Here is a 23081-nt window from a genome sequence, read left to right on the forward strand (position 1 = left end):
ATTCTAGAGGATGCTTCTGGCCTAGAGCGGGCGAACCCGCTTCACGATGGTGCTCAGGTCACGCCAGCGCTCCTTGTTCGTCTCGGGGATGGAGGCCATGAGCAGCGTCGGCTTCGTCCTGCCCACCTCGACCACCGTCACCATGGCCTGGGCGACCTGCTCCTTGCCGTCGAAGGTGTAGGTGACCTTGTAGCCGAGCGTCCACCCCTTGCCGACCGGGATCTTCTGCGAGGCCGTCCACGCGAGCGTGGCGCCCTTCGGATATTGCGTACGGATGGTCCAGCGGGCCGCCTCCGTGGCGATCGCGCGGTAGTCGGCGTTGGACGACGGCTTCTTGTCCGGCCCGTCAGCCGGGTATTTCGCCGAGGCGACCAGCGTGTGCGGGATGGCCACCTCGCCGATCCGCTGCGCGACCGAGAACGGCGGGAAGTCCCTGGCCTTCCACGGCGAGCCCAGGCGCGGATACTTGATCCCGGTGTTCTTGTCGGTGATGGTGCCGGTGACCTTGGCCGCCTTGCCGGACAGCGCCGGGAACTTCTTGCTCTCCGGCACCGGCGGCAACACGATCGGGCTCTCGCTGACGGTCGGGCTGGGCGTCGCCGACGGGGTGGCCGAGCTCGGCACGGGAGCGACGGCGACCACCTCCTCCTGCTGCCCCTGGTTGGCGGGCACGTCGCCGGAGAAGACCACGAAGACGAGCAGCACGGCGAGGACGGTCGCGAGGCTGGCGCCGGCCAGGTAGACGACCTTGATCGGGATGTCGCCGAGACCGCGGGACGCCGGCTTGGCCGTGCGCTCCGGCACCGGATGCGCCTGCGGCTGCATGAACGGCTGCGCGGGTGGCGGCTGGTTCGCGGGCGGACGCGGCGGCTGGTGCAGGGGGCGCGGCGGCTGCCGGCCGCCCGGGCCCCCCGGGCCACCCGGGCCCCCCGGGCCACCTGGGCCACCCTGAGGCGGGTTCCCAGCGCTCGGCGGCCGGCCCCCGCCACCCGGCGGCTGGTTCCCGGCGCCCGGCGGCTGACTCGCGGCGCCCGGGGACTGGTTCCCGGCACCCGGCGGCTGGTTGCCCGCGTTCGGCGGCTGGTTACCGGCGTTCGGCGGCTGGTTTCCCTCCCGGCCCGGCGGCTTGTTTCCGGCGCCTGGTGCCTGATTTCCAGGCCGGCCGGACGGCTGGCCCTGAGGCGGGTTGCCGGGCGGCGGGCCGCCGGGGCGGCTCTGGGACTGCTTCGCGGGCTGGCCGGCGGGTTTCACCGGGGTGGACGACCCCTGCGCCGACGGCCGGGTGATCTGGACCGTCTCCTCGGCGAGACGGCCGATCTGGACCGTCTCCTCGGCGGGCAGGACGATCTTGCGGAACGGGGTGGTGGGTGGATCATGTTCAGGTCTCTGGTCGCCGTCGTCCGCCATGGCCTTGAGATTACGTCACCTCGGCGAGGCATAAATCCTCTATTCCCTTTGCAGAATCTTATTCTGTAAGGTCGGCGAACATGAGGGGTTTCTACGAGATCGCGGCCAACGACCCTGAACGCCCCGCCCTGCTCGGCGACCAGGAGGTCACCTACGGAGCGCTGCTCGACCGGGTGAACCGAGCGTCCAACGGACTGACCGCGCGCGGAACCGGCCCTGGCGACTGCGTGGTCACCGTGCTGAAGAACGGGCTCGACGCCCTCACCATGATGCTGGCGACCTACCAGATCGGCGCGTACCTGGTGCCGGTCAACTGGCACTTCACGGCCGAGGAGATCGACTACATCGTGACCGACTGCGGCGCCACCGTGGTGATCGGCCCGGACGCGCTCACGGTCGGCGAGCTCGTGGCCGGCTCGCCCGCCGTCGCCCCCGAGCGCCGCAGGGCCGGATCGATGATGCTCTACACCTCGGGCACCACGGGCCGGCCCAAGGGGGTACGGCGGCGGCTGCTGGACCTGACGCCCGAGGAGCTGTACCCGATCCTCATGCGCAAGAGCTGGCGGCACTTCGGGCTGCCGGCGGGCGGCGTGCACCTGGTGTGCTCGCAGCTCTACCACTCGGCGCCGTACGGGCAGGCGATGATGGCGCTGCAGTTCGGGCACGCGGTCGTGGCGCCGGAGCGGTTCGAGGCGGCCGGCGCGCTACGGCTGATCGAGCGGCACCGGGTGACGAACGCCTTCATGGTGCCCACGATGTTCCACCGGCTGCTGGGGGTGCCCGATCGGGAGTCGTACGACCTGTCGTCGCTCACCCACCTCTACCACGGCGCCGCGCCGTGCCCGCCGGCCGTCAAGAAGGCGATGATCGACTGGCTGGGGCCGGTGTTGTGGGAGTACTACGGCTCCACCGAGGCGGCCGTGGTGACCATGGTGTCCTCGCAGGAGTGGCTGGCCAGGCCGGGCACGGTCGGCAGGGCGCTGGACGGCATGGCGTTCACGATCGTCGGCGAGGACGGCGGGGAGGTGCCGCCGGGCTCGCCGGGCCAGGTGTACGTCGACGGGATCAACCGGTTCGAGTACCACCGCGACCCCGGCAAGACGGCGGCGGCCATGCGCGGGCGGGCGTACACGCCGGGGGACATCGGCTATCTCGACGGCGACGGCTACCTGTTCCTGCTCGACCGCCGGACCGACCTGATCATCTCCGGCGGGGTCAACATCTATCCGGCCGAGATCGAGGCGGCGCTGCTGGAGCACCCGTCCGTGGCGGACGTCGCGGTGATCGGCGTGCCCGACTCCGAGTGGGGGCAGAAGGTCGTGGCGCTCGTGCAGCCCGCGGCGGGCGTCTCGGGTGGCGCGGAGCTCACCGCCGATCTGCTGCGCCACTGCGAGCCCCGGCTGGCCCGGATGAAGCACCCGCGGATGATCGAATACCGCGAGTCGTTGCCACGCACGCCGACAGGCAAGCTGAGCAGGCGCGACGTCCGCGAAGCGTATCTTTCGAGGTGAGCTGGGCACAGAACCCTGTATGAGGGAGTTCGTCGCAGGACTGGCGGCTGCCGCGGTGCTGCTCGCAGGCTGCGGGTCGGCCCCGCCGTCGCCGGGTGCCGCCACGCCGACAGGTACGGGCACCGCCTCGCCGGCGGAGACCGCTTCCCCGACCGCCTCCCCCACGGTGTCGCGGCTCCCGCTCGAGGCGGCGTACGAGCAGGTCATCACGAACGTCCTGCCGTCCATCGTGCAGATCACCACGAAGGTGGGCCTCGGATCCGGCGTCGTGTTCGACACGGCCGGGCACATCGTCACCAACGCGCACGTGGTCGGCCAGGCCCAGGAGATGGAGGTCACGCTCGCCAGCGGCGGCCCGCCGCGCCCGGCCAGGCTCGTCGAGTCGTTCCCCGCGGGAGACCTGGCGGTGATCAAGGTGGACCGGCCCGACGGCCTGCGCCCGGCGAAGTTCGGCGACTCGTCGAAGCTGCGGGTCGGGCAGATCGTCCTCGCCATGGGCAACCCGCTGGGGTTCTCGGGCAGCGTGACGAACGGCATCGTCTCGGCGCTCGGCCGTACCGTCTCGGAACCGCAGTCCGCCGGCTCGCCCGGCGCCACGATCGCCGGCGCGATCCAGACCTCCGCCGCGATCAACCCCGGCAACAGCGGCGGCGCGCTCGTGGACCTGTCGGGTCAGGTGATCGGCATCCCGACCCTCGCCGCCACGGACCCCGACCTCGGCGGGGGCGCCGCTCCCGGCATCGGCTTCGCGATCCCCAGCAACACCGCCACCGACATCGCCGCGCAGATCGTCAAGGACGGCAAGGTCACCAACACCCACCGGGCGGCGCTGGGCATCAGGGGCAGCACGGTCGTCGGCGAGGACGGGCAGCCCTCCGGCGTGGGCGTCGCCAGGGTCGAGCGCGGCGGGGGCGCGGAGAAGGCCGGCATCCGGGCGGGCGACGTGATCGTCTCGATCAACGACGAGGAGACGGCGACCATGGCCGAGCTCTCCGAGGCCATCACGGCGCTCCAACCCGGCGACAAGGTGCGCGTGGGGGTCATCCGCTCGGGCGGGAAGAGGGAGACGATCACCGTGACGCTGGGGCAGCTGCCGGGCGAGTGACCCCGGGATCACTGCTTGGCGGTGAAGACGATCTCGACGCGGCGGTTCTTGGCCCGGTTCTTCTCCATGGGCTTGCCGTCCACCAGGTTGGGCAGCTTGGGACGGCTCTCACCGTACCCCTTCGCCTGGAGCGTCACCCCCGAGCCGGTCAGCAACCCGCGCATGGCCGTCTGTACGGCCTGCGCCCGGCGCTGCGAGAGCGTGACGTTGTAGGAGTCGCTCCCCTGGTCGTCCGTGTGCCCCTCGATCTTGACGACGCCGCCCGCGCCCTCCGCGTCGATCTTCCCGGCCACCTGCTTGAGCCGCTGCTCGGCCTTGCCGGTCAGCTTCCACTTGTCCAGCCCGAACAGCACGTCGCTGGTGAGCGCGACCGTCACCTCGCGGCCCTGCCTGGTCTCGCTCTGCGTGCCGTCCAGCGACTCGACCTCGCCGATGACGTCCTCCACGGGCAGCACCAGGTCCTCGACCGCCCCGGTCGCGTCCGGAGGCGTGCTGGGCGCCGGCGACAGGACGAGGGACACCGCGAGGCTAAGAGATCGGAACATCGGTGAACACGCCGAACATCGGCATCTCGACGTTGATCTTCGTGACGTCGGCGGGCGGGGCGGCGAAGACCGCGTACAACGTGGACGAGTCGCCCTTCTCCAGGAACTGGCCCTGGGTGCCCGAGCACACGCACTCCGCGTCCTCGCCCGTGCCGTTGCGGGCCACGCGGTAACGCTTGGCGTTGACCGGGTCGATCAGGGAGACGCCCTCCACCGTGTAGTCGAGCGGAGCCCCGCTCATGCCGTTGTGCAGGTTGACCTTGCCGTCGAGCGCGGTGACCGTCCAGTTGAGGGTGATCGTCCTGCCCTGGCGCTTGAGCGCGGTGACGTCGACCTTGGCCCTGCCGTGCATGTCGCCGGCGCCGACGTTCGTCTCCTTGGTGGAGATCGCCTCCGTCTCCTGCGCGGGCGCGTTCCGCTGTCCCGCGGACGGGCTCTGCTGCTCCGCGGCGGGGGAGGACGCCGGCGCCTCCGGGGCACTGCTCTGCGGCTGCCTCTCCTCGCCCCCGCCGCCCGGCTGGCCGGGAAGCACGCCGCAGCCCGCCAGTGCGACGGCCGCGAGGGTCAGCGCGATCGTCTTACGCATACCGTGATCACCTTCGTCTTCGGGGATGTGACCCTCACCGTAGGAAAGCGACCTTCAGGATGTGCATAGTCCGCGTCGCCTGCGCGTTTCCCGTGCGAGCCGCTGAGCCTCGGCCTTGCCCGGTTCATCACCGAGGCCGTCAAACTCTCCCATAGCACTCACAAGGGCCTCAAGTGCCCCATCGAGATCGGCCAGGTCGAGCATCGCCCGGGCCAGGGCCAGCAGGGCCTGCGCGGCCCCCCTGCGGTCCCCGTACGAGGTGAAGGTCTTCAGCGCCGCCCGCGCCGAGGCCGCCGCCTCGGCGGGAACCCCCTCCCTCCTGGAGAGCTCGGCCAGCACGAGCAGCACCCCCGCCTCACCCAGCGGGTCACCCAGCTCCCGGTACGCGGCCAGGCTCGCCTCCAGCGGGCCCGCGTCCATGCGCAGCGCGCCGAGAGCACGTAAGGCGTCGGCCCTGCCGCGCCGGTCGCCCGCCTCGTCGAAGACCTGGAGCGCACGGGTGAAGGCCCGCTCGGCCTCGTCCGCGCGCGTCTGGACCAGGCCGAGCCGCAACGTGATCCTGGCCAGCTCCAGCCCTTCGACCAGCGGCTGCGCCGCCCGCAACGCCGCCGCGGCCGCCTCGGTGCGTCCCTCGGCCCTGTGCAGATCGGCCAGGCCGCGCAGCAGCAGCGCCTCGCCCTGCCGGTGACCCGCCGCCCTGGCCGCGTCGAGGCCGGTCGCCGTCGTGGCGTGCCAGTCGTCGTGGTGCGCACCCAGCTCGAACAGCGGGGTCAGGTAGAACGCCAGCCGCCAGGCGGCCTCGTACAGGCCGGCCCGGGAGAAGTCGTCGACGGTGGCCACGAGGAACCGGCGCTCGGCGCCCAGCCACCGCGCCTCACGCCGTGCCCACCCGGTCTCCAGCCCGGCCCCAGCCGGACCCGTCGGTGCCGAGCCGGTAGCCGAACCCGACAGGGCCGAACCCGATAGGGGCCAGCGGCTGAAGCCGGTGTCCCAGTCGGCCGCCTCAGGCGGGGCTCCCGTCCGGCCGGGCGGGTGGATCTCCGTGCGGCCGGTACCGGGCTCCGCGGGCAGGAGGGCGGCCCTGGCCTGCCTCGTCCGCTCCAGGACGGTCGCCGCCCTGGCCTCCAGGACCGTACGGGGGCCGCCGTCCTCCTCGATCAGGCGCTCGGCGGCGTAGAGCCGGGTCAGGTCGTGCCAGCCGTACCGTTCCTGGCCCGCCTCGTCCAGGCCGCGCGACTGCAGCAGGCCCGCCTCCACCAGCGGTTCCAGGTCCGCTCCCAGCACCCACGGCGCGAAGTCCGGCGCGGACAGGGCGCCCAGCTCGCGCAGCAGCCGCCGCTCCGGATCGGGGAGACCGCGGTAGCCGAGCGCGAGGCTGCCGCGTACGGCCAGGTCGCCGGCGCTGAGCTCGTCGAGCCTGCGCCGCTCGTCGCCCAGCCGTCCCGCGAGGTGATCGAGCGTCCAGCCCGGCTTCCTGGCCAGCCTCGACCCGGCGATGCGCAGGGCCAGGGGCAAGCCCCCGCAGAGCCGGACGATGCGCAGGGCCGCCTCCGGCTCCGCACGCACCCGGTCGTGCCCCGTCACCCCGCCGAGCATGGCCACGGCCTCGTCGTCGTCGAGCACCCCCAGCTCGTACGCCCGCGCCGCCTCCAGCCCGGCCAGCGGCGACCGGCTCGTCACCAGCGTGAGGCTGCCGGGACCCGTCGGCAGCAGCGGGCGCACCTGCGCCTCGTCGGCGGCGTCGTCCAGCAGCACGAGCAGCCGCCTGCCCGCCGTCATGCTGCGGTAGAGCCGGACCCGCTCGTCCAGCGCGGGCGGGACCGCGCCGTCGGGGCAGCCCAGCGAGCGCAGCAGGTCTTCGAGCACGGCACCCGGCGGCCGGGCGCCGAGCGCGGCGTAGAGCCGGCCGCCGGGACGCTCGATCCCGGCGGCGGCGTGCACGGCGACGGCCGACTTCCCGCAGCCGGGAGGGCCGTGCAGCACCAGGTGCACGGGCGCGGCAGCCTCCTCGCGGGCCGCCGCGCCGATCCAGTCGAGCACCTGCCGGCGCCCGGCGAAGTCGGACACGTCCGGCGGCAGCTCGTTGACCGGCGCCGCGTCCTCGCGGCTCCGGCGTTCGGCGGAGCCGGGCTGCTCGTCCGACAACACCCGCCGGTGCGCCTCGGCCAGCTCGGCGCCCGGCTCCAGCCCCAGCTCATCGACGAGCGTGCGCCGCGCGTCCTGGAAGGCGCCGAGCGCCTCGGAACGGCGGCCCGCCTGGTGCAGCGCCTCGATGAGGTGTACCCACGCCCGCTCGCGCAGCGGATGGGCGCCCACCAGCGCCCGCAGCTCCCCGACCACCTCGGCGCCCCTGCCCAGGCTCAGGTCCAGCCGCACCCGCTCCTCGATCGCCGTCAGGCGCAGCTCCTCCAGCGGCACGGCGTACGACCTGCGCAGCACGGACGACTCGACATCGGCCAGCGCCCGGCCTCGCCACAACCCCAGGGCCGCCCTGAACCCGTCTGCCGCCTCCGCGATCCGCCCCTCCTCGCGCCGCCGCCTCGCCTCGACGACGAGCCGCTCGAACCGGTGGCAGTCGACGTCGTCGGGCTCCACGTCCAGCAGGTAGCCGCCGGGCACCGTACGGATGCCGTCGACCAGCTTGCGCAGCGCGCTGACGTACACCCTGAGCACCGACTCCGCCGACGCGGGCGGCCGGTTGTCCCATACCACGGACATCAACCGCTCGACCGGCACCTGCTCGCGGGCGGCCAGCAGCAGCGCCGCCAGCAACGCCCGGTGCTTGGCCGGCCCCGGCGCCTGCTCGCCCTCGACCCGGAGCGGCCCGAGCACACCGAACCGCACGTTCACGTACCTTTCCGCATCACTCGCCCACGGGCCGGAGCGCGAAGGAGTCGAAGCGCACGCGGGCGGGCTCGGTGGCGCCGGAGGCCGCGTGCACGCCGGCCTCGTCGGGCCCGTAGGGGGCGTCGGCGTCGGACACCTGCGCGACCAGGCGTTCGTTGAGCCACATGCGCAGCGTCACCTTGCCCCCGCTCTGGCCGCACTCCGCCACGATGCGGTTGCCGGCCGCCTTCTCCGCATCCGCCGGGCCGAACAGGGTCTGGCCCCGGGTGCCCGTGCGGCGTTTGACGATCGTGACCCTGCCCGAACCGCTCACCGCGAACTCGTAACGGTCACCGGATCGGGCCGAGCCATGGCACCACACACCGTACTCCCCGGCGCCCTCCTCCAGAGTCGCCTTCGCGCTGACGATCACGCCGCCCTCCGGCTCCCGCCGGGGCGCCGACTTCCACAACCGCCAGGACGGTTTCACGGTCAGCTCGTACGCCGGGCCGGCCAGCCGGGCGTTCCCGCCCTCCGACGGGCCCACCGCCCAGGACTCCCCGAAGCCGGCCTCGTACGGCCAGCTCACCCGCAGGAGGCCGGGCACGGTCGCGGCGGCGGTGACGGCGGCCACGAGCACCGCCACACCCGCCGCCCACGGCCACCGCCGCTTCCCCCGCCGGACCGGCGGCGGCCCTTCACGGCCGTCTCCCGGCCCTTCCGGCGGCCGGGCAGGAGAGCGGCCCTCGCGGCCGTCCCCCGGCCAGACGGGCGGCTGCCCCTCACGGCCGTCCCCGGACCGGGCGGGAGACCGCCCCCCACGGTCATCGCCCGGCCAGGCAGGCAACGGGCCCCCATGGTCGTGCCCCAGCCGGGCGGGAGGCTGGTCCGCGTGGTGGTTCCCCGGCCGGAGGAGGGATCGGCCGTCGGAGGGCTGCGGCCCGGAGGGAGGTTCCAGGACCCGGGTGCCCGGCACGGGGGTGGGGCGGGGGCCGGTGGGGACCGTGCCCGTCCAGGTGCGTTCGACGACTTCGGTGGCGGCGGCCAGGCGGGTGCCCCCCACCAGCTCCGACAGCAGCGCCTGCGCGCCCGGCCGCAGGCGGGGGTCCTTGGCGAGGGCACGCTCGACGATCCCCCTGATGCCCTCCTCCAGCCCTTCCAGCCGGGGCCCGTCCTGCATGATCCGGTAGAGGACCTCCCCCGGAGCCCCGCCCCCGAACGGCAGCCGTCCCGTCCCCGCGAACGCGATCACCCCGCCCCAGGCGAACACGTCGGCGGCGGGTGTGAGCGGCTCCCCGCGCACCTGTTCCGGCGCCATGAAGGCGGGCGTTCCGAGGATCGCCTGGCTGGCCAGGCTGTCGTTGTCCACGAGCTGGGCGATGCCGAAGTCGATGACGCGGGGGCCGAGCGGCGACAGGAGCACGTTGGACGGTTTGAGGTCGCGGTGGATCACCCCGGCCCCGTGGATGGCGCTCAGCGCGGTCGCGATGCCCACCGCCAGCGCCTCGAGGTTGCCGCCCGACAGCGGTCCCTGGTCGTGTACGGCCTGCGCGAGGTCGGGCCCCTTGACGTACTCGGTGACGAGGTAGGCGACCTCGCCGTCGATGCCGGCGTCCAGGACGGGCGCGGTGCAGAACCTGGCCACCCGGCGGGCCGCCGCCACCTCCCGATCGAACCGCCGGCGGAAGGCCGGATCCCGGGCCAGCGCCGGGTGGATGAGCTTGACCGCGGCCAGGCCGCCGGTGGGCGTGGTCGCGAGGTGCACCTCGCCCATGCCGCCCCGGCCGAGGACGCGCCGCAGCGCGTACCCGCCTATGACCCGGTCACCGTCCATCGCAGACAGAGTAGCCAGATCCCGGCATTCACCACCCAGCCGACCACCCGGCCCGCCCGCCCGGCGCAGCCGGTCAGGCCGTCGCCGGGCGGTCATGAGCGTGAGGGCTATGCCGCGGCGCGCCGGCGGTCGTGTTCGCGCAGGAAGTCCCGCAGGCCCGCCAGGTCGTCGGTGTTGACGTGGTCCACGTCGGCCGCGACGAGCTCGCGCCAGAGCGCGTCCCGCGCGGGACCGGCCGTGTCGGGGGTGGCCCAGAACCGCACGCGCTGCCCGTCGCGGTGCGCGGTCGCCACGATCTCGCGCAGTTTGTCCCGTTCGGCGGCCGGCATCTCGCCCTCGCCCAGCCAGCTGAAGTGGTTGGTCCAGTTGTCGCTGATCAGCGGGATCAGGCCCGGGTCACCCTGCCCCAGGTCGTCCATGCGCCCGTCGTAGAAGGCGTAGCGCCGCTCCTGGCCGGCCATGAGCTCGCGCGGCCGTTCGCCGCTGACGACCACGGTCACGGCGCCGGGCCGCACCTTGCCCTTGTGGTAGGTGGTGAGCATCCTCTTGTACGCCTTGAGCACCCGGTCGAGCTCGGTGTACGTGGCCTCGCCGTTGTTCTTGATGTCCACGAGCAGCTGGAGCCGCTGCCGGGTGCCGGGGAAGACGCTGCCGTGGCGCACCCGGCGGATCAGCGGGTCGAGGTAGAGCGACTGCAGCGTGCGGCCGGGCCGCAGGTCCTCGGGGTCGTGCCCGACCCGCAGCTCGCCGTCCACCAGGTAGATGTCGGCCTCGACGCTGGTGAACCCGTGGTCGAGCGCGTCAAGGAGCGGCCGCTCGTGCTCGTAGTCGTTGTGCGCGTGGGCACGTGGCAGCGGCTCCGGCCGGCCGTCCGCCTGAGCGGGAGCGGCCGCCAGCAGCATGGTTCCTGCCGCGACCAGCACGCCGAGGGTTCGACGCAACATCGCATCTCCTTGACATGGGAGGTAAGGGATGCGTGACACGTTACGCGTGCAAGTTGTGACATGGGTGACATCTCGCCTAATTGTCGGCGGCCGGCACGCGGCTCACTCGACCAACCGGATGCTGCCGGCCCGGCTCACTCGACGAACTCGATCTGGTGGTCCTCGACCTCGCCGCTGTCGGCCCATCCCGTCGGCGAGTCCACGGGCTCCGCCCTGGCGACCATGCGCAGCCGCATCCAGACGGGGCCGGCGGGCAGCGACTCCGGAAGGGGCCAGGTGAGCTCGGCGTCCTCGGCGCCCTCGCCGACCAGCGTGCTGGCCCGCTCGTCGGCGTCGAAGCGGCCGTCACGGTCGAAGTCGATCCAGCCGGCGACCCTCGACGACGATCCGGCGGTCACGGGCACCGAGATCCTGCACCTCCGGCCGCTGAGCATGCTGCGCTCCTCCCCGGCCTCCATGGCGTCGTCGCCCGTGTCCAGAGGCAGGGCGCGCGGGGTCATGCTCACCGCGTCGGTGTGGTCGTCGCTCACGGACCATCCCAGATGGGAGTCGGTGATCGCGTGCGAGGCCACACCGTACGAGGCAGGCGCGTCCGAGACGTCCTCGGCCAGTGACAGCTTGAACGCCGCCCACAACTGCGACATGGACGCGCCACGCCCCTTGCGCACGTCATGCGCCTTCAGCTTGATCGTGAACGCCCTGACCGTGCCGTTCACCTTGGCCGTCCCGCAGGTGTAGACCACCCCGCAGGTCGTGGAGCGGGCGGGATAGACCCTTTCCGGGGTGATCGCGCCGCTCGTGACCCGGTACCCGGGAAACCCGGCCGCCCAGGAGAAGGTGGGCCTGGCAGGTACGCCGCCGACCAGCTCGACGGCGGGCCAGTAGTCGTCGCGGCGCTTCCTGGACTCGCCCGAGGAGCCGCCCGTGCCGAACACGTGCAGCCGCGGGTCGCGTACGGGCCTGGAGAAGGTGAACGTCAGCAGGGCGACGTCGCTCCACTCGCCGTCCTCGGCCTCGAAGTCCTCGTAGAGGTCGACGAAACCCGCGGACGTCTTGGTGTTGGCCGGGATCAGGTATTCGTCGTCGGGCGCCGCGGGGTTGGCGGACGACGACTCGGCCGACGTCACCCGCGCCGTCCCGATCATCTCCTTGCGCACCGTCACCGTCACACCGGACGGCGTGCGGCCCGAGGCCACCGTGGGCGAGTTGGTGAACGACGATGGCGCGCTGTCGGCACGCGCGACGGGAGCGACCCCCGAAACGCCGACGAACGCCGTGGCCGTGCAGGCCACCATCACGCGAAAAGCCATAATTGCTCCCCCGAAGCTGGTGATCCAGATCTACCGTCCTGCCCGACCCGCGGGCGGCGGGACACGGTCAAGACATCGGCAATTTCGCCGTACGACGCGATCTGCGCAGGTGGCTCACGAGCCCCCTGGTCACGCGGCGGGCGGCGAAGTCGCACCCGCACACGAACCGCATGGAAGGCCCGAACGTGGCCGCCGCCGCCAGCCCGACCAGGCGGAGCCCCGGGACGGACGTCTCGAAGGTGGCGCTGAGCCGCGGCGCGGGGCCCGACGACGCCACCGCGCGCCGCAGGTCCCCCCGGAGCATCGCGATCCTCTCGACGTCCACCCGGTAGCCGGTGGCCGCGATCACGTGCTCGGTGTCGAGCGTGGTGGCCGCTCCCGACAGGTCCCTCAGGTGCAGGCGGACGCCGTCGCCGTACTCGGCGCCGGTCAGCCGCGTGCCCGAGATCACCTTGACGGCCCCGTCGAAGCGGTCCCTCAGCCACCAGGAACCTGCGGGTCCGAGCGTGTTGCGCACGATGTGGTCGCGGGTCGCCGCCGGCAGATACCTGATCGCGCCCGGCAGCCGCGACCAGACCACGGAGGGCCAGCCACCGCCGAGCCTGGACCGCGGCGCCCGTACCCGGGCGAGGAGCGAGCGCCGCTCCTCGGGGACGTCGTTCCAGGCCAGCGTGTCCGCCCTCGCCACGATCCGCACGCTCGCCCCCGCCTCCGCCAGCAGCGTCGCGGTCTCCAGCGCCGACTGCCCCGCCCCCAGCACGGTCACGTCGCGGCCCGCGAAGCCGTCCAGATCGTGATGGTCGCAGGCGTGCGTGGCAGCCTCGGGCGGCAGCCCGTCCAGGGCGCCGGGCCGGTAGGCGAACGGCAGATGCCCCACGGCCAGCACCGCGGTCCTGGCCAGCACGGACGCCCCCGACGACAACGAGAGCGCGAACAGGTGCCCCTCCGCGCCGACGGCCGTCACCTCCGACTCGTCCAGGGCCTGGCCCACCGTCCGCGCGCGGAACCACTTGCCGTACGCGACGAACCGCTCCACGGGCACCGGCTCGCCGTACGCGTAGCGGTGGAACGCGTCGAGGCCGTAGCGCCGCTCCGGGTCGCCGAGATGCGACGCGGCGGCCTCCGACTTCAGCAGCATTCCGCGGGGCATGTGGAATTCCCACGCCCGCATCGGTTTTCCGAAAATCCGGACGTCGAGTCCCGCGCCCAGCGCGTGAGCCGCCACCGAAAGCCCGTACGGGCCCGCGCCCACGATCGCCACGTCAATCACTGGCGTACGCAAATTTCCCCCCATTGTCATTTCCGCGACCCGGCGAGCCGGGCGAAACCACGCTTTATCGTCTGTCCGGCCATTCCCACGAAAGGCCGGAGGTCGTCGGCCGACAACCAGGCATATTCATCGGCCGCGCACAGGGCACGCAGGCTTTTCGGGCCGGCCGTGAAGAGGTCGTAGTTCTCCACCACGTACGTCCGTCCGTGACCGGCCCGCCCCCGCGTCGTCCACCGGCCGGAGAGGTGCAGGTGGGCGGCGCGCACGAGGTCGAGTCCCTCGCGGTCGGTGAACAGGCGGAACTGGGCGCCGAGCCGGGGATTGAAGTCCAGCAGGTGGTAGGTGTCCGCCGCCGCGTCGTGGCGGAAGTCGATGTCGACGACCCCGCGGTATCCCAGCGTCACGGCCAGCTCGCGCGCCGTGCCCTCCACGACCGGGTTGGGCAGCCACCGGCCCCAGGTGGTGAGCCCTGCGCCTCTCGGGTAGGCGCGCTCCTTCCGTCCCGCGCCGCCGTACAGGCAGCGCGAGTTCTCGTCGAAATAGCCGTGGAAGAACCAGTCCGAGCCCGGCCCTCCAGGCACGAAGCGCTGGAACAGCAGCTCGCGCCCTTCCACGTGCTGGAGCAGTTGTTCCACCTGTTGACTCCGGCGCACCAGGCCGGTCCTGCGCAGCCCGATGCCCGGGGGCAGGAGCCACGGCTGGGCCCACTTGGCGACCAGCGGCAGCCCGAAGTCGGCGACCGCCGCCGCCGCGTCGCCGGCGCCGGTGATCAGGCGGGTCTCCGGCTGGACGACGCCGAGCGTGGAGCAGAGCTGGTGCAGCAGGCGCTTGTCCGCCAGCGTGCGCGGCAGGCCGGGCGTCTGGTCGGGCATGAGGTAGAAGGGACGCAGGTCGGCCGCGTGCTCGGCGACGGCGATGGCCCCCGCGTCGTCCAGCGTCAGGAGCACGGCCGGGCGTCCGATGCGGTCGGCGGCCCGCGTGAGCGCCTGGACGGTGTCCCCGCCGCGCGACCACGTGTGCATCCGCGCCAGATACCGGGAGCGGTACGTCGGCGCGTGCGTGCCCTCGACGAGCCCGTGCACCTCCACTCCGGCCCTGCCGAGCGAGCGAATGGCGCCGAGCGTCCCGTGATGAAAGACATTGGAGTCCAGTCGCAGCACGAGCGCCGGGACGGTGCAATCGAGCATGATTTACGTCCTCCTCCTTACGAAAAGCTATTGATCCGGCAAGTGGCAGGTTGAATATCCGATCGGCCGTTATTCGGGGTGTAGGGAATGAGGGAAAACTTCGACGGGGGACATGCGATGGTGATGAGAAAGGGCTATCTGCGCTGTTCGCTGGCGATCGTCACGATCGCGGCGGCGGTGTGGCTGGGCCTGGGCGCTTGGGGCGACGACCCGCCGGACGACCGGCAAGGTCACGGCGCGGCGCTGGGAGTCTTCCTGGGCTCCGACTCGCGCGGTCCCATGCACCTGGAACGCTTCGAGTCCTGGTTGAACAGCAGCGTGACGGTGGGACGCACGTACCTGCCCGGCGAGACCTGGCAGTCGATCGAGGGAGCCGAGTTCGTCCTCGGCCCCTGGACCCGCTGGCGAGCCGCCGAACCGGACCGGGTCCTGGCGCTGAACGTGCCGATGATCGCTCCGAACGAGTCCGGGATGCCGGACGCGGAAGTGGCGCAGCGGCTCGCCGAGGGCGCCCGCGGCGACCACGACCACCGTTTCGCGGAGCTCGGCAGGAAACTGGTCTCCGCCGGCGCCGGCGACACGATCATCGTGCTCGGCTGGGAGATGAACGGCACGACCTACTCCAGCCGCTGCGCGCCGAACCCGGAGGCGTGGAAGCAGTACTGGCGGCGCATCGTGGCGGCCATGCGCGCGGCGCCCGGCCAGCGGTTCCGCTTCGACTTCGCGCCCAGCCGCGGGCTCGACGCGATCCCCTGGACGGAGTGTTACCCGGGTGACGACGTGGTCGACATCATCGGCATGGACAGCTACGACCAGGGGCCGGGCGAGGACTTCTCCGACTACGTCAACCAGCCGTACGGGCTGCAGGCGCACGCCGACTTCGCCGCCCGGCACGGCAAGCCCATCTCGTTCCCCGAGTGGGGGTTGTTCCGCAACGGCGACCGGCCCGACTACGTCCGCCGGATGCTCGACTGGATCGACAGTCACAACGTGCTCTATCACTCGATCTCCGATTACTGTCCTCACGGCATCTGGCAGTGCTCGTCGAACCCGCGCTCGGCTGAGGTCTTCCGCGAGCGGCTGCACCGGCGCCCTTTTCCCGTGCCGACCCCGAGCAGCCCGAGCGTGGACGAGGCGAGCGCGTCCATCGACCGGCCCACGTCGAACCCGCCCGCCAGCTCCACGGCGGCCGCCCCCTCCGCGGCGGCGAGCGCGGGGCTCCCGAGCCTGCGCAGCAGCGCCTCCGCCAGCTCCCTCACGGCGCCGGGCGCGACGACCGCGCCGACTCCGCCGGACACCAGCTCGGAGATCCCCGGCACGCCGTAGGCGACGAGCGAACGTCCCGTGGCCAGCGCCTCCAGCGCCGTGAGCGGCAGCCCCTCCCAGCGTGAGGGCAGGACCACCACGTCGGCCGCGACATACCAGGGCCTGGCGTCGGCCACGTCGCCGGCGAAGTCAACGCGCGGCACGGCCCGCGCCCGCAGCGCGGGCAGCAGCGGGCCGTCGCCGACGACGACCAGCCGGGCCGCGCCGTCGCGCGCGGCCACCCGCTCCCACGCCGACAGCAGCAGGTCCTGGCCCTTCTGCCGGGTGACCCTGCCGACGCAGACCGCCAGCGGCGTCCCTTCCGGGATGCCGCGGGCCGCGCGGGCCGCCGCGCGCTCCCCCGGGCCGGCGGGCCGGAACCGGCGCAGGTCGACGCCGTTGCGCACCACCACGAGCTCGGCGGGCACGCCGTGCCGCCTGGCCAGCTCCGCTTCGCCCGTACCGACGCAGATCACCAGGTCGGCCCAGCGCGCGGCCAGCCGTTCCCAGCCCAGCGCCGCCGCGGCGAGCGCGCCGCGGGCCGCCAGCCACGACCAGCCGTGCGGCTGGAAGAGCGTGGGCACCCGTCCCCGCAGCGCGGCCCTGCCCGCCAGCCCGGCCTTGGACGAGTGCAGGTGCACCACGTCGGGGCCGAACTCCCTGACGATCCGCGCCAGCCGGGCCGCCTGCCCCACGTCGGCGAGCCCCGGCGCGCGGGTCGCCTCCCAGGCCAGGCAGGGCACGCCCAGACCGGCCAGGTCGCCGGCCAGCTCTCCGGCGACCTGGCCGGCCGGCGGGCAGGCGACCGCGACCCGCCAGCCCCGCCGCGCCTGGTCGGCGGCGGCCGTCGCCACGTAGGCGCCGACCCCGCCGTCCACCGGCTGCGTGACGTGCAGGACGCGCGGGGTCACCGCCATGCCGCGAACCTCTCCACCAGGCGCGGGCAGCGCCGCTTCAGCAGTTCCTGGCCCGCCGCGCGGGCGCCGGCGCTCGCGGCGTAGGCGGCGGACCGGACGCCGCGGCCGAGCATCACCCGCTGGTTGACGACCGCCTCGCAGCCGAACTTCGCCTTGTGCGGCTCGTCGCCGCGCAGCAGGCTCAGCACCGGCCTGCCGAGCCGGTGGGTCGTCTCCAGGTTGTCGCGCAGCAACATCGTGAGGACGTCGGCCTCGGCGCGCAGCTCCGGATCGGCGCCGTACAGGTAGCCGCCCACGAAGTCCTTGCCGACCACGGTCAGATCGCAGGCCCGCAGCCGCCCCCGCACCCTGAACTCCTTCAGCACCGCGCGGTCCTCCACCACCAGCGACCGCGTGGCCCGCGCCAGATGGTCCCTGAACCGCGGCTGCGTGTGCTGCACGTTGATCCCCCGGCTCTCCCACTGCAGGGTGTGCAGCCGCAGCAGCTCGGTCACCGACTGCTCGACCCGGTCCGGCTCGACCACATCCACCGACAGGTCCATCGCGTCGAGCTTGCGCAGCGCCGTCCGCAGCCGGCGCGCCCGCCGGCCGTTGAGCGCGGCCGCCACCTGCTCGATCGGCTGCCCCGGCAGCTGCAGGCAGGTGGACGCGGGCAGGGTCCAGGCCCGGGCGCCCCAGAGCCCGGCCAGCCGCAGGACGGCCGCGCCCGGCCGGGCCTCGGGCAGGTCGATCACGTCCCAGCCCGGCTGGGCGAGCAGCCCGGCGCGCAACTCGCGCATGCCCGCGTCGCCCTCGGCGTCGTCCACCATGATGTCCGTGAAGTCGGATTGCCCGCCGCCGACGGGCGTCAGCACCCGGCAGCCCAGCCGGTACTCCAGCCTGAGGGGCGCCGCCGCCACCAGCCGCCCGCCCCGGTAGGCCAGGAACACCCGCAGCCGCCCCGGAGTTCCGTAGGCCCGCCACCAGGAGCAGAGCCAGCTGTACGACTGGAACGGCGTGGCGGTCGAGCTGCGCTCGTGCAGGTCGGCCCAGTCCTCCGCCAGCCCCGAGAGCGCGTTGCGCGGCACGACCCGCAGCGTGAGCCGCGCAGCGTGCGCGGGTGACAGGGCTTGTGACGGGGCCGGCGACAGGGCGGGCGAGCCGTTCGACGTGGACGCGCCGGGCGTCGCGGCGCTCACGCCTCCGCCCCGCTCAGCACCGGCGCGGGCTCGCGCCGCGCCTGGCGCAGCGCCTGCGGCGCGGCCAGGCGGATCAGGCCCGCGACCAGGGCCGCCCCGAAAGCACCGACGGCCACGCTGGCCAGCGGCACCGGGGCCGAGGGGCGGGTCGGGATGGACGCGCTGGCGAAGGGCGCCAGCCGCACGCGGGTGTCGGTGGCGTGCCCGTTGGCGTACGTGATCAGCGCGGTGGCCGCCCGGTTGACGCGGTCCGCGGCCTCCCACCCGGTGGGCGCCACGGACGTCAGACGCACCAGAGGGGCGTCCGGCGAGGCCGCCACGCTCAGGCTGCCCCATTCGGTCACGTCGCCGGTGAGCAGGCCGGGGTGACCGGAGATCCGGGCGTAGGCGGAGGCGAAGTCGATCGCCTGCGCCGGGTCGCCGCCCGCCACCACCACGACGTAGGCGTCCGCGCTGTAGACGGCGTCCCTGGCCACGGCGTACGCGGCCCCGGCAGACGCCCCCAGCGCCAGGGACAGCGGCAGCCACCATCGCGCGAGCACGCCCATGATGCGGGCCCGGGTCCATGTCATCGTTGATCCTCCGTGGGTGCGGCGCCCAGCAGGCGCAGGTAGAGCGACTCCAGCCGGTCGGCCTGGCGGCGGATGTCGTAGAGGCGGACGGCGTCGGGCGGGGGCAGCCTCCCCGGCGGGCGCCCGGCGAGCGCGGCCAGTTCGGCGGCGATCCGGTCCGGAGGGACGCGCCTGGCCCCGGGCGCCGAGCCCGGCGGCAGGTCGTCGATGGCCGGGCAGGTGTCGTACAGGACCGGGAGGCCCGCGGCGAGCGCCTCGACGACCGCGAGGCCGAACGTCTCCTCCGCCGACGGCGCGGCCAGCACGTCCATCGCCGACAACATCGCCCGCACGTCCGTCGACTCACCGGCGAAGATCACCCTGTCTCCCGCGCCCACCGCGCCGGCCAGCTCCCGCAGGCGCGGCTCGCACGAACCCGAGCCGACCAGGAGCAGAACGGCGGTTTCGAGCGCGGGCAGCGCCTCGATCAGCGCGTCGAAACGTTTGCCCGGCTCCAGCCGGCCGACCCCGCCGATCAGGAAGGCGTGCGCCGGCACGCCCAGCCGCTGACGGGTGCGCCGGCGCAGCGCCGCGTCGAAGCCGAAGGCCCCGCCGTCCACGCCGTTGGGGATCACCACGATGCGCGAGCGCGGCACGCCCCAGCCGGCCAGCCGGTCGGCCACGGTCGGCGAGACGGCCACGGTCAGGTGCCCGAGCAACTCGCTGGCGAGGTACAGCGCTCTGACGGAGCGGGTGAGGCGGCGCCCCTCGATGTGCTCGCGGCCGATCGAGTGCTCGGTCGCCACGATCGCGGGGACGTTCGCCAGCCGCGCGGCCAGCCTGCCGTACACGCAGGCGCGGTAGAGGTGGGTGTGGACCACTTCGTAGCGGTGCCTGCGCATGAGCCGGGCCAGCCGCCCGACGGCCCGCAGGTCCCGGTTCCCGCGCATCCCGACCTGGTGGACGCGCACGCCGGTGCGCGCGATGGCGTCCGCGACCACGCCGGCGCCGGTGAGCACCGCGACGTCGCACCGGGCCCGCAGGTGCGGCAGCAGGAAGCGCAGCTGCTGCTCCGCGCCGCCCGCCGCCAGACCGGTGATGACATGCAGGACCTTCACCACCCCCACCGGACCTGGTGACGCACCCGCTTGGCGCGCAGCCGCAGCGCGCCGTCCCGCTCGCCGACGTAGGTCCGCGGCAACGCGTAGCGGCCGCTGAGCTCGGACTTCCAGATCGCGCAGCCGTAGCCGTAGCCGGCCCTGCGGACGGCGTCCACCTCGCGCGCGCCGGCGTGCCCGTACGGGTAGCAGTATCCGCTCACCGGCTCGCCGAGCAGGTTCTCCAGCGCCGCCTTGCCGGCCGTCACCTCGTGCCAGAGATCGTCCTCGCTCAGGCCGGTCAGCGAGCGGTGCCCCGCCGAGTGCGAGCCGACCTCCATGCCCTGCCGCGCGGCCCGGCGCACGCCGTCGGCGTCCATGAGGGGCTTGCGCGGCCCCTCGGCGTCCCAGGCGTTGTGCTCGCCGATCAGGTCGGACACCACGAAGACCGTGGCGGTGAACCCGCGTTCGAGCAGCGCGGGGACGACCTCACCGAGGAAGTCGGCGTACCCGTCGTCGAACGTGAGCCCGACCAGGCGCCCGGCCCTGCCCTCCGCGTGGGCGCGCAGCAGCTCGCGCATGGAGACGCCGGTCAGGCCGCACCGGGCCAGCCAGCGCAGCTGCCGCTCGAAACGGTCGGGCGAGACGGTGATCTGGAAGGGATCGCTGTCATATTTCTCGATGGAGTGGTACATGAGCACGTACGGCATGGCGGTCATCCGCGACCTCGCGTCCTGATCGAGCGGGTGATTTCGGTGAGCGTGGTCGCGGCCCCCGCGAGGGCCGCGACGGCGCAGAAGGCGGCGGCGATCGCGGCGCAGGTCAGGCCCAGGGAGACCGGCAGCGGCAGGTGCGCCAGCAGCGGCCGCGTGACCCAGCCCGCTCCCGCGCCGGCCGCGCCGGCCAGGAGCAGCGCGCCGACGGGCGTGGCGGCGTCGCGCAGCGGCAGGGCGATGACGCGCCTGCGCAGCCCGGCCAGCAGCACCACGCCGGTCAGCGTGATCCCGGCCGCGTTGGCCGCGGCCAGCCCTGTGACCCCCCACGCCGGCCGGGCCAGCACCGCTGTTGTGGCCAGCCCCGCGGCCATCGCGAGCGCCGGGTACCAGGAGGCGCGGGGCCCGCAGAAGTACGTGCGGCACACGACCCCGACCACCGCCTGGCCGAGCAGTCCCAGCGTGTACACCTGCATGATCCGCGCGGTCGCGGCGGTGTCCGCCTCGGTGAACGCGCCGTACCGCAGCAGGACGGCCACGACGTCGGGAGCGCAGACCAGCAGCGCCGCCGTGGCGGGCAGCACGATCGCCGAGGCGGCGACCAGGTCGCCGACCAGCCTCCTGCGCGCCTGCGCGCCGTCACCGGCGGCGACGGCGCGGGCCAGGTCGGGGAAGGTCACCGTCGCCACGATCAGGGACAACACCATCGGCACCTGCGCGATCTTCTGCGCGTAGTTGAGGTGCGAGATCGATCCCTCGGGCAGCGACGAACCGACGAACCTCTCGATGAAGACCTGGCTCTGGCGCGCGAGCGTGAAGATCGCGATCGGCAGGAACGCGGCCAGGGGCAGCGGCACCCCGCGCGTGGGGCGGCGGGGCGGGCCGAAGCGCCGGACGAACGCCGGGGCCTGGACGAGCACCATGCCCGCGCCGCCCACGGCCACGCCCACCGCGGCGCCGTACGCGCCCTGGTCGCGCAGCGACCACAGGCAGACGATGATGCCCAGGTTGTAGGCGACGTAGATGGCGGCAGGCGGCGCGAACGTCTGGTGCGAGCGGAGCGCCGCGCTGAGGTAACCGGCCAGCCCGAACGTCAGGATCGTGACCGAGGCGACACGCATGCAGTCGGCCGCGAGGTCGGCCCTCGGGATGCCGGGGGCGAGCAGGCCGACCAGCCACGGCGCGCCCGCGGCGGCGACCGCGCTCAGCGCCGCGAGCGCGAGACACAGGTACGGCAACGTCGACGACACCAGGACCCGCGGGTCGTCGCCCGCCTCCACCGCCCGGCTGAACAGCGGGACCAGCACGAAGGCCATCGCGCCCTCGATGAGCAGGGGGGCCGCGGTCTCAGGGATCGTCCAGGCGACGAGGAACGCGTCGGTGCCGGCGTCGGCCCCGAACGTCGTGCCCAGCAGCAGGTCGCGGACGAAGCCGAGCAGCGAGCCGAGCCCGATGAGCAGCGCGGTGACGCTGACGGCCCTGACCGCCGGCGAGGTGGCCGTCGTCATCGTGTCCCGCCCGGCCCTGACCGGGGCACGGCCAGGGCTCCGGTCACCGGCGGCGGCCCCGCGCGGCGGGTGACGCGCGCCAGGACCAGCCCCAGGACGACCGACATGACCAGCGTCGGAGGGCCGCCGATGTCACCGTAGACGAAGTCGGCCAGCTGCCAGGTCAGCAGCCCGGCCGCGATCACCGCGCCCCCTCGGACCGCCCACCACGCCATGGCCCCCAGGCAGAGGCCCAGGGCGGCCAGCCCGAGCAGGCCCTGTTCGCTGAGGGTCAGCAGGTACATGTTGTGCGGGGAGAGCAGCGGCTGCCGCTGGAATCCGTGCACCGGGTCGTCGGTGTCGCTGCCGGACGACAGCTCGATGGGCGCGTACGTGTCGCGCAGCTCCGCGAACCGGCGCGGTCCTACCCCGGTCAGCGGGTGGTCGAGCCACATGCCGGCGGCGGTGCGCCACAGGGTGTACCGGTCGCTCAGCGACTGGTCGGGCTGGGTCACGGCGGAGGCCATCGAGGCGACCCGCCGTCCCAGCACGTCCGATCCCGTGCCGAGGCCGGCGACCAGCACGGTCCCGGCGGCGGCGCCGGCGAGGAGCACCCGTGCGCCGAGCACCCGGCTGCGCATGAAGACCATGACCAGCGCCGCGCACAGCAGGGCGAGCCAGGCGCCCCTGCTGAGCGACAGGGCGAGGGGCACGCAGAGCAGGGCGGCACCCCCGAGCGCGGCGGCGCGCCGCCGGCCGCGTACGCCGAGGCCCACGCCCAGCAGGATGATCGCGCCGAAGCTGACCACGCTCGCCATGCCCATGACGTCGAGCGCGCCGAACGTGCCGACGGCCCGCACCCGCTCCCCTGCGTACGACGCCCCGGTGCCGGTGAACGCCTGAACGCATCCGACCACGCCCTGCACGGCCGCCGCGCCGACGACGGCCCCGCCGACGATCAGGCTGTCGGCACGGTCGCGCACCGTCACCATGACGGCCAGCGGGACGATCACGAACACCTGGACGTACCTGAGGTAGCCCGGCACGCTCGCCAGCACGTCGGGCGAGGCCAGCACCGCGATGGCGGCCGCGCCCGCGACGGGTGCGAGCACCAGCGCGCGGGCGGGCAGTTCGGCCGCGCGCGGGCTCGCGACCAGAAGGGCGAGCGCGACGGCGGCCAGCGCGACGGAGGCGATGTCGGCGGCCGTCACCCGCACCTGGGCGGTCAGGCCGTCGAGCCCCGCGGGCAGGCAGGTCAGGAGCACGGTCGCGGCCGCCACGAGGCTGGGTCGGGGAAGGGCGCCCAAG

At 73.7% G+C, this 23081-nt stretch carries 18 protein-coding genes and 1 pseudogene; 3 read left to right on the forward strand and 16 right to left on the reverse strand.

What is annotated here, in order from left to right; all coding sequences use genetic code 11:
* Positions 1-21: 21 nt before the first annotated feature.
* A complete protein-coding gene (locus tag ACZ6SA_RS23420; protein ID WP_443155418.1) occupies positions 22-825 on the reverse strand; it encodes a hypothetical protein in 804 nt (267 codons plus the stop codon).
* A gap of 662 nt (positions 826-1487) precedes the next feature.
* Between ACZ6SA_RS23420 and ACZ6SA_RS23425 the strand changes: the two genes are divergently transcribed.
* Entirely contained in the window at positions 1488-2918 is a 1431-nt protein-coding gene (locus ACZ6SA_RS23425; RefSeq protein WP_347643338.1) for an AMP-binding protein, read from the forward strand.
* A gap of 19 nt (positions 2919-2937) precedes the next feature.
* Positions 2938-4023, forward strand: coding sequence for a S1C family serine protease (locus ACZ6SA_RS23430; protein ID WP_443155420.1), 1086 nt, complete (start codon positions 2938-2940; stop codon positions 4021-4023).
* A gap of 8 nt (positions 4024-4031) precedes the next feature.
* Here the strand turns inward: ACZ6SA_RS23430 and ACZ6SA_RS23435 are convergent, their stop codons facing one another.
* The 8 genes from ACZ6SA_RS23435 to ACZ6SA_RS23470 all read right to left on the reverse strand — a co-directional run bounded on the left by ACZ6SA_RS23435 (position 4032) and on the right by ACZ6SA_RS23470 (position 14525).
* Entirely contained in the window at positions 4032-4544 is a 513-nt protein-coding gene (locus ACZ6SA_RS23435) for an OmpA family protein (protein WP_465830321.1), read from the reverse strand.
* A 7-nt stretch (positions 4545-4551) separates the two neighbouring features.
* A complete protein-coding gene (locus ACZ6SA_RS23440) occupies positions 4552-5154 on the reverse strand; it encodes a hypothetical protein (RefSeq protein ID WP_465830323.1) in 603 nt (200 codons plus the stop codon).
* Between the two features lie 54 nt (positions 5155-5208).
* Positions 5209-8004, reverse strand: coding sequence for an AfsR/SARP family transcriptional regulator (locus ACZ6SA_RS23445; RefSeq protein WP_465830325.1), 2796 nt, complete (start codon positions 8002-8004; stop codon positions 5209-5211).
* Positions 8005-8017: 13 nt separating this feature from the next.
* Entirely contained in the window at positions 8018-9814 is a 1797-nt protein-coding gene (locus ACZ6SA_RS23450; RefSeq protein WP_465830327.1) for a serine/threonine-protein kinase, read from the reverse strand.
* A gap of 107 nt (positions 9815-9921) precedes the next feature.
* Positions 9922-10758, reverse strand: coding sequence for a phosphatidylinositol-specific phospholipase C/glycerophosphodiester phosphodiesterase family protein (locus ACZ6SA_RS23455; RefSeq protein WP_347643332.1), 837 nt, complete (start codon positions 10756-10758; stop codon positions 9922-9924).
* Between the two features lie 134 nt (positions 10759-10892).
* On the reverse strand, positions 10893-12068 hold the full coding sequence (locus ACZ6SA_RS23460) for a GEVED domain-containing protein (protein ID WP_347643331.1): 1176 nt from the start codon (positions 12066-12068) through the stop codon (positions 10893-10895).
* Between the two features lie 67 nt (positions 12069-12135).
* A complete protein-coding gene (locus tag ACZ6SA_RS23465; RefSeq protein ID WP_443155427.1) occupies positions 12136-13368 on the reverse strand; it encodes an FAD-dependent oxidoreductase in 1233 nt (410 codons plus the stop codon).
* A complete protein-coding gene (locus ACZ6SA_RS23470) occupies positions 13365-14525 on the reverse strand; it encodes a carboxylate--amine ligase (protein WP_465830330.1) in 1161 nt (386 codons plus the stop codon). The genes ACZ6SA_RS23465 and ACZ6SA_RS23470 overlap by 4 nt, the downstream gene beginning before the upstream one ends.
* A 603-nt stretch (positions 14526-15128) precedes the next feature.
* On the opposite strand from ACZ6SA_RS23470, the pseudogene ACZ6SA_RS23475 reads away from it, so the two are divergent.
* Positions 15129-15329: pseudogene (locus ACZ6SA_RS23475) on the forward strand (glycosyl hydrolase); the annotation flags it as partial.
* 218 nt (positions 15330-15547) lie between these two features.
* Here ACZ6SA_RS23475 and ACZ6SA_RS23480 read toward each other — a convergent pair.
* Genes ACZ6SA_RS23480 through ACZ6SA_RS23510 form a run of 7 tightly spaced genes read right to left on the reverse strand, consistent with a single transcriptional unit; the run spans position 15548 to position 23080 of the window.
* The gene (locus ACZ6SA_RS23480; protein WP_465830332.1) at positions 15548-16747 is read right to left on the reverse strand and encodes a glycosyltransferase; all 1200 of its coding nucleotides are present in this window, start codon (positions 16745-16747) and stop codon (positions 15548-15550) included.
* The gene (locus ACZ6SA_RS23485) at positions 16738-17925 is read right to left on the reverse strand and encodes a GNAT family N-acetyltransferase (RefSeq protein ID WP_465830334.1); all 1188 of its coding nucleotides are present in this window, start codon (positions 17923-17925) and stop codon (positions 16738-16740) included. The genes ACZ6SA_RS23480 and ACZ6SA_RS23485 overlap by 10 nt, the downstream gene beginning before the upstream one ends.
* Positions 17922-18497, reverse strand: a complete 576-nt coding sequence (locus ACZ6SA_RS23490; RefSeq protein WP_443155431.1) for a hypothetical protein — start codon at positions 18495-18497, stop codon at positions 17922-17924. Before ACZ6SA_RS23490 ends, ACZ6SA_RS23485 begins: the two co-directional genes overlap by 4 nt.
* Positions 18494-19594: a glycosyltransferase gene (locus tag ACZ6SA_RS23495; protein ID WP_347643325.1), complete on the reverse strand. Its 1101-nt coding sequence runs from the start codon at positions 19592-19594 to the stop codon at positions 18494-18496. The genes ACZ6SA_RS23490 and ACZ6SA_RS23495 overlap by 4 nt, the downstream gene beginning before the upstream one ends.
* Complete coding sequence (locus tag ACZ6SA_RS23500; RefSeq protein WP_347643324.1) at positions 19591-20292, reverse strand: polysaccharide deacetylase family protein; 702 nt, start codon at positions 20290-20292, stop codon at positions 19591-19593. The genes ACZ6SA_RS23495 and ACZ6SA_RS23500 overlap by 4 nt, the downstream gene beginning before the upstream one ends.
* Positions 20289-21794 (reverse strand): lipid II flippase MurJ, encoded by a 1506-nt coding sequence (locus ACZ6SA_RS23505; protein ID WP_347643323.1) that lies wholly within the window; start codon positions 21792-21794, stop codon positions 20289-20291. The genes ACZ6SA_RS23500 and ACZ6SA_RS23505 overlap by 4 nt, the downstream gene beginning before the upstream one ends.
* A complete protein-coding gene (locus tag ACZ6SA_RS23510; protein ID WP_465830337.1) occupies positions 21791-23080 on the reverse strand; it encodes an O-antigen ligase family protein in 1290 nt (429 codons plus the stop codon). Before ACZ6SA_RS23510 ends, ACZ6SA_RS23505 begins: the two co-directional genes overlap by 4 nt.
* Between the last annotated feature and the right edge of the window lies 1 nt (position 23081).

The organism is Nonomuraea sp. NPDC049378, from assembly GCF_055586745.1.

What these genes read in the sequence shown, in the direction of transcription:
- ACZ6SA_RS23420 (WP_443155418.1), bottom strand. Translation starts at nt 825, where the DNA reads ATGCAGCCGCAGGCGCATCCGGTGCCGGAGCGCACGGCCAAGCCGGCG.
- ACZ6SA_RS23425 (WP_347643338.1), top strand. Translation starts at nt 1,488, where the DNA reads ATGAGGGGTTTCTACGAGATCGCGGCCAACGACCCTGAACGCCCCGCC.
- ACZ6SA_RS23430 (WP_443155420.1), top strand. Translation starts at nt 2,938, where the DNA reads ATGAGGGAGTTCGTCGCAGGACTGGCGGCTGCCGCGGTGCTGCTCGCA.
- ACZ6SA_RS23440 (WP_465830323.1), bottom strand. Translation starts at nt 5,154, where the DNA reads ATGCGTAAGACGATCGCGCTGACCCTCGCGGCCGTCGCACTGGCGGGC.
- ACZ6SA_RS23450 (WP_465830327.1), bottom strand. Translation starts at nt 9,814, where the DNA reads ATGGACGGTGACCGGGTCATAGGCGGGTACGCGCTGCGGCGCGTCCTC.
- ACZ6SA_RS23455 (WP_347643332.1), bottom strand. Translation starts at nt 10,758, where the DNA reads ATGTTGCGTCGAACCCTCGGCGTGCTGGTCGCGGCAGGAACCATGCTG.
- ACZ6SA_RS23460 (WP_347643331.1), bottom strand. Translation starts at nt 12,068, where the DNA reads ATGGCTTTTCGCGTGATGGTGGCCTGCACGGCCACGGCGTTCGTCGGC.
- ACZ6SA_RS23465 (WP_443155427.1), bottom strand. Translation starts at nt 13,368, where the DNA reads ATGACAATGGGGGGAAATTTGCGTACGCCAGTGATTGACGTGGCGATC.
- ACZ6SA_RS23470 (WP_465830330.1), bottom strand. Translation starts at nt 14,525, where the DNA reads ATGCTCGATTGCACCGTCCCGGCGCTCGTGCTGCGACTGGACTCCAAT.
- ACZ6SA_RS23480 (WP_465830332.1), bottom strand. Translation starts at nt 16,747, where the DNA reads ATGGCGGTGACCCCGCGCGTCCTGCACGTCACGCAGCCGGTGGACGGC.
- ACZ6SA_RS23490 (WP_443155431.1), bottom strand. Translation starts at nt 18,497, where the DNA reads ATGACATGGACCCGGGCCCGCATCATGGGCGTGCTCGCGCGATGGTGG.
- ACZ6SA_RS23500 (WP_347643324.1), bottom strand. Translation starts at nt 20,292, where the DNA reads ATGACCGCCATGCCGTACGTGCTCATGTACCACTCCATCGAGAAATAT.
- ACZ6SA_RS23505 (WP_347643323.1), bottom strand. Translation starts at nt 21,794, where the DNA reads ATGACGACGGCCACCTCGCCGGCGGTCAGGGCCGTCAGCGTCACCGCG.